Source organism: Microbacterium sp. HMWF026, assembly GCF_003061325.1.
In the GTDB taxonomy this organism is placed as follows: Bacteria; Actinomycetota; Actinomycetes; order Actinomycetales; family Microbacteriaceae; genus Microbacterium; species Microbacterium testaceum_E.
This window is the reverse complement of record NZ_QAJB01000095.1, coordinates 1-5,432: the sequence shown is the minus strand read 5'-3', so window position 1 is coordinate 5,432 and position 5,432 is coordinate 1. Positions and strand designations below refer to the sequence as shown.

Here is a 5,432-nt window from a genome sequence, read left to right as displayed (position 1 = left end):
GCTGAACACCGGGTTGCTCAGCTTGAGCACGCCCAGGGGCTCGACCTGCCCGCGGCGGAAGACGCGGAAGTTCTGGTCCTGCTGGCTGCCGAGCGCGTCGACGTCGATCTCGACGCCGAACGTCTCGGCGAACAGGCGTCTCACCTCGTCGTCCGAGAGGGTTGGCGTGGGCAGGTCGACCTGGCTGAAGTAGTCGAAGACCTGGGTGGGGGCAGTCTCGGTCACGGCGGGTTCCTCGGGCGATTCGGGCGTCAGAGAGAGGAGTCGGATGCCGTGCCCACGGCGCCGGCGACGGCCCCGGCGGCGTCGCGCACGGCGACGACGACGAGCGGGCCGTAGGGGGCGACCCACTCGCTCACGGGCTCACCGTACGCGTCGGGCGCGATGCGGGCCACACCCGTCAGGCGATCGCCCGCCCGCTCGACCTCCACGCGGACGCCGTCGACGTACGCGACGTGCGCCTGGGCGGTGCCGCCGGTGACCGTCGCCGCGAAGCGGACGAGTCCGTCCTCGCGGATCACCTCGTCGACGACGACCTCGAGCGCTCCCTCGGCGGCCGGTCGAGGGGCGTCGAACAGCGCCTCGTCGGGCAGGGCGGGGGTGCGCGGCGGCGTCGTGCGGCGGGCGCCCAGGCCGACGACGGCCTCGGCCAGCCGCACGAGCCGGGTGTCGCTGTACGCGGGCCCGGCGATGGTCAGACCCACCGGCATCCCGGTGTCGTCCATCGTCCCCATCGGCACGGTCACGGTGGGGATGCCGAGGTGGCGGGGCACGAGATTGCCGTTGCAGACCCACACGCCGTTGCGCCACGCGATGTCGGCCGAGGCGGGGTTCACATCCGCGTCGGCGGGCCCGACGTCGGACTGGGTGGGGAAGACGACGGCGTCGAAGCCCTCGGCATCCATCCACTGCTCGAAGTCGACGCGGCGGGTGTGCTCCAGTCCGCGCAGGCCCTCCTCGAGGCTCGCGACGTCGCGCCAGTCCGGGTCCCACGTGCGGGCCCGGTCGACGTAGGCGCCGATGTCGTACGAGATGTCGTAGTGCCAGATGCCGTAGCGATCGGCGAGAGCGCCCGGGGGGTGCGGGAAGATCAGCGGGGCTTCGGCGTCGGCGAGGCGGGGCAGGTGCGGGTCGCCGTTGGTGCGCAGGAAGGTGTCCATGGCCCAGACCGCGAGGTCGCCGACCTCGTCGTCGAGGAACTCCCGCGAGACGAAGCCGCGATCGAGGAAGTCCTCGTCGCCGTCGTGCAGCTTCTCGTAGCGGTCGACGACGGGGAAGTCGGTCTCGACCACCTCGGCGCCGGCGGCCTCGAGGTCGGCACGCAGCCCCTCCCACAGGCGCATCACGCTGTCGCGCGTGACGATCGGCGAGGCGTTGTCGGGGTCGCCGTTGACGTAGATGCGGGGGACGGCCAGGCGCAGGCCGGCCAACGGCAGCGGGTCGAGGTCGGCGAACGACGCGGGGCGCACCTCGGACGGTCGCGGCAGGGCGATGAAGGGCTGCGTGCGCCACAGATCGCCCTCGGTCTGCCGGTCGTCGGCGACCACGGCATCCAGCACGTGCTTCATATCGGCGATCGAGCGGGTGTGGGGGACGACGACGTCCATCGTCGGCACGAGCGGCCAGTTGCCGCGCACCGAGATGACCCCGCGCGAGGGGGTGTAGGCGACGAGGGCGTTGTGCGAGGCGGGCGCGCGGCCCGACGACCAGGTCTCTTCGCCCAGACCGAAGGCGCAGAAGCTCGCGGCGGTGGCGGTTCCCGATCCGTTCGATGAGCCCGAGCCGAACGCCGACGAGAGGTAGTCGCCGTTGTAGGGCGACTCGGCGCGTCCGTAGACGCCGCGCTGCATGCCGCCCGCGGCCATCGGGGGCATGTTCGTCAGCCCGAGGAAGACCGCGCCGGCCGCGCGCAACCGCTCGATGGCGAAGGCGTCATCGCCGGCGACGAGGTCGCGGAAGGCCGGGGAGCCGGATGCCACGGGCAGCCCCGCCACGCGGTAGCTGTCCTTGGCGGTGAAGGGGATGCCGTCGAGCACCCCGAGCGACCGGCCCTGCGCGCGGCGGATGTCGGAGGCCCGCGCCTGCGCGAACGCGCGGGGGTCGAGGACGGGCACCGCGTTCAGGCGGATGCCGGAGCGGTCGTACGCCGCGATGCGGTTGAGGTAGCGCGCGACCAACTCGACGCTGGTGACCTCGCCGGCCTCGAGGGCGGCGTGCAGACGGTCGACATCGGCATCGACGACGGAGAGGACCTCGGGTGTCATGGGCAGAAACCTACACCGTTTGTTTTGCCCTGACGAGAGGCAGTTCGCCCGCCGGAGTGCCTCGCGTCCCGAGGGCAAGCGCTACCCGCGCGGTCGCCGCTGCTGGGACGATTCGATCATGGATGCCACCACCGACGAGCCCGCACTGCTGCCCGATCGCCCGCGCGTCGACCACCGCCGGCCCGTGGCCCTGATCACGGGCGTCGTCGCCACCGTGCTGTTCGTCGCGCTGCGCCTGGCGGTCGACCTCGACGGAGGGGCGCCGCTGGCCCTCGACCAGTGGTGGGACGACGCCATGGCGTCTCTGGCGAACCCCGTGGCGGTCATCGTCGCCTGGATCCCCGCGACGGTCGGCGGCACGATCGGCATGATCGTCATCGGCATCTCGACCACCATCGTGTTCCTGCTCGTCAAACGCCCGTGGGATGCGTTGAATGTCGCGGCATCCATCGCCCTCGTCGTCCTGATCGGCGCCCCGCTCGCCGCCGTCATCGCCCGCGCCCGCCCCCTCGACTCGCTCGCCGAGACCCAGGCGACGTCGTTCCCCTCGGGGCACACCGCCGTGGCGACCACCATCGCGATCACTCTCGCGCTCATCCTCCGCCGCGGGTGGATCTGGGCCGCCGGGGCGGTCTGGGTCGTGCTGATGATGTGGAGTCGCACGTACCTGCACGCGCACTGGCTCTCGGACGTCACGGCCGGGTTCCTCGAGGGGGTGGCGGTGGCGACCCTCGTGTGGGCCCTGATCGAGGTGTGGCGCGTGCGCCGCGCGCAACGGGTGGTCGCGCAAGAGGGCTGAGCGCTATCGTCCCAGGATGAGTTCCGCCGCCTCCTCCGCCTCCGCCGCCGCCGACAAGGCGCAGGATTCCACGGCCTTCCGCGTCGCGGCGCGGATCGGGTACGTCGTCCTGGGGCTGCTCCACCTCCTCATCGGGGCGATCGCGATCGGAATCGCCACCGGCTCCGGGGGTGACAGCGCCGATCAGAGCGGGGCGGTCCAGCAGGTCGCGAGCGCGCCGGCGGGCATGCTGCTGCTGTGGGTGATCGTGATCGGTCTCGCCGCGCTGGCGGTCTGGCAGATCGCGGATGCCGTCGCCGAACGCGATCCCGATACGAAGAAGCGCTGGGCCCACCGCGCCAAGTACGTCGGCACCGCCGTGGCCTACGGGGCGATCGGCGTCACCGCCTTGACCGTGCTGATGGGCGGACGCTCCGACTCGGGCGAGCAGACCCGCACGCTGAGCGCGCAGCTGATGGCCTCGCCCGCGGGCCTGGTGGTGCTCGTGATCATCGGTCTCGCCGTCACGGCGATCGGCGTCGCCTTCGTCGTCCGCGGCATCACCAAGGCGTTCATGAAGAACATCTCGAGCCCCGGCGGCACCACTGGGCGCGGCATTCGCACGTTCGGGATGGTGGGATACATCGCCAAGGGCATCGCGGTGGGCGTCGCGGGCATCCTGTTCCTCGTCGCCGCCTTCGCTCACGACCCGAACGCGGCCGGCGGGCTCGACGCGGGCCTGCGCTCGCTCGCGGGCTTGCCGTTCGGGCAGTTCATCCTGTGGCTGGTCGGCGCGGGACTCGTGGTCTACGGGCTGTTCTGCTTCGCGCGCGCCCGCTACGCGCGCATGTGAGCACCCCTCAGCGAGAGGCCGGGGGCCGGGCCCCCGCGATGAGCAGCGACAGGCCCAGCTCGAAGGCGCGGGTCGACACGGGATCGTCTTCGTCGTGCCCGTCGAGCGCGGCGTAGGCGGCGGCGAAGCGCGGGACATCCTGCTCCTGACCGGTGGGGTCGAAGATGACCGCGGGGCCGCTGCCGTCGAGCACGCTGCCGAGGATGAACGACTCGAACGCGGTCAGCAGCGGCAGGATGTCGTCGCTGGTCCAGCCCACGCGTTCGGCGGCGACGGTGAAGTCCTCGTACTGCGACATCAGGAGCGGTGCCGAGGCGCGATTGCCCATGAGCAGCGGGATGGCGCGCGGGTGCAGGCGGAACGCGTCGCGGTACGACCGCGCCCACAGCAGCAGCCCCTCCTCCCACTCGCGCTCGCGCAGGAATGAGGAGTCGATGCCCGACGACACGATCGCGCGCACGTCCTCGACCAGGGCGGCGAGGTTGGGGACGTGGTTGTACAGCGACGTCGGGTGCACCTTGAGGCGGTCGGCCACGCGCCGGATGCTCGCGCCCTCGCTGCCGTCGCGGTCGACGAGGGCGAGGGCGGCGCGCGCGATCGCGTCGCGCGAGAGCTTGGGCTGAGTCGGCCGGGGCACGCGGGGCCTTTCGGTGGGGTGCGACCACGCTACGCGATGGGCGGCGTGTTTCGGCGAGGTAAGACGCTCGTGACGAGTCGTCGATGCGTTCATGACCGCGCGCGCGATGGCCGTAGCGTTCAAGAAACCTACGTTGTATGTTTCTCGCAGCGCACGGGCACAGGGAGGTCTCCATGGCGATCGTCTTCACGGGCGGCACGATCCGGATCGACGGGCGGACGTCCGACGTCGACCGTCTCGTCGTCGTCGACGGGGTCGTCGCCGAGCCGGGGCATCCCGTGCCCGATGACGCCGAGCACATCGACCTCGACGGAGGCCTGCTGCTCCCCGCCTTCGGCGACGGGCACGTGCACCCCCTGCTCGCCGGACGCGAACGCACCGGACCCGCGCTGCGCGACGCGACGAGCGTCGCCGAGATCGTCGACCGGGTCCGCGCGTGGGCCGCGGCCTCGGACGCCCCCTGGCTCGTCGGGGGCAGCTACGACGCCACGATCGTGGACGGCGGTCTGTTCGACGCCCGCTGGCTGGACGCCGCCGTCCCCGACCGCCCCGTCGTGCTGCACGCGTGGGATTACCACACGGCCTGGGTCAACACCGCGGCGCTGCGCGCCGGGGGAGTGGATGCCGAGACCCCCGACCCCCCGCTCGGACGCATCGTCCGCCGCGATGACGGCTCCCCGTCCGGCACCCTCGTCGAGCGCCCCGCGATCGACCTGGTCCTGGCGCACGCCCCCCGACCCGCGCGGGCGGACGACATCGACGCGCTCGCCGCGGCCACGACGCACCTCGCCGCGCAGGGCATCGCGTGGGCGCAAGAGGCCTGGGCCGAGATCGACGACGTGCCCACCTGGATCGCCGCCGCGCGGGCGGGACGTCTCGCCGTCGACGTCGACCTGGCCC

5 protein-coding genes and 1 pseudogene are annotated in these 5,432 nt (G+C 72.4%); 3 read left to right on the top strand and 3 right to left on the bottom strand.

Annotation, left to right across the window (positions count from 1 at the left end; all coding sequences use genetic code 11):
* Positions 1-225: hypothetical protein (locus DBR36_RS04730; RefSeq protein ID WP_146185230.1), on the bottom strand; the 225-nt coding region annotated here is incomplete at its 3' end.
* 365 nt (positions 226-590) lie between these two features.
* A pseudogene (locus tag DBR36_RS04725) lies at positions 591-2,264 on the bottom strand (amidase); the annotation flags it as partial.
* 118 nt (positions 2,265-2,382) lie between these two features.
* Between DBR36_RS04725 and DBR36_RS04720 the strand changes: the two are divergent.
* Together DBR36_RS04720 and DBR36_RS04715 are read left to right on the top strand one after the other, a co-directional pair.
* A complete protein-coding gene (locus DBR36_RS04720; RefSeq protein WP_108317792.1) occupies positions 2,383-3,063 on the top strand; it encodes a phosphatase PAP2 family protein in 681 nt (226 codons plus the stop codon).
* 16 nt (positions 3,064-3,079) lie between these two features.
* Positions 3,080-3,895 carry a DUF1206 domain-containing protein gene (locus tag DBR36_RS04715; protein WP_108317791.1) on the top strand — a complete coding sequence of 272 codons (816 nt, stop codon included), beginning with the start codon at positions 3,080-3,082 and terminating at the stop codon, positions 3,893-3,895.
* A 7-nt stretch (positions 3,896-3,902) separates the two neighbouring features.
* On the opposite strand, the gene DBR36_RS04710 is transcribed toward DBR36_RS04715, so the two are convergent.
* The gene (locus DBR36_RS04710) at positions 3,903-4,532 is read right to left on the bottom strand and encodes a TetR/AcrR family transcriptional regulator (RefSeq protein ID WP_165801224.1); all 630 of its coding nucleotides are present in this window, start codon (positions 4,530-4,532) and stop codon (positions 3,903-3,905) included.
* A gap of 173 nt (positions 4,533-4,705) precedes the next feature.
* Here DBR36_RS04710 and DBR36_RS04705 point away from each other — a divergent pair.
* On the top strand, positions 4,706-5,432 hold a 727-nt coding region (locus DBR36_RS04705; RefSeq protein WP_146185229.1), incomplete at its 3' end, for an amidohydrolase family protein.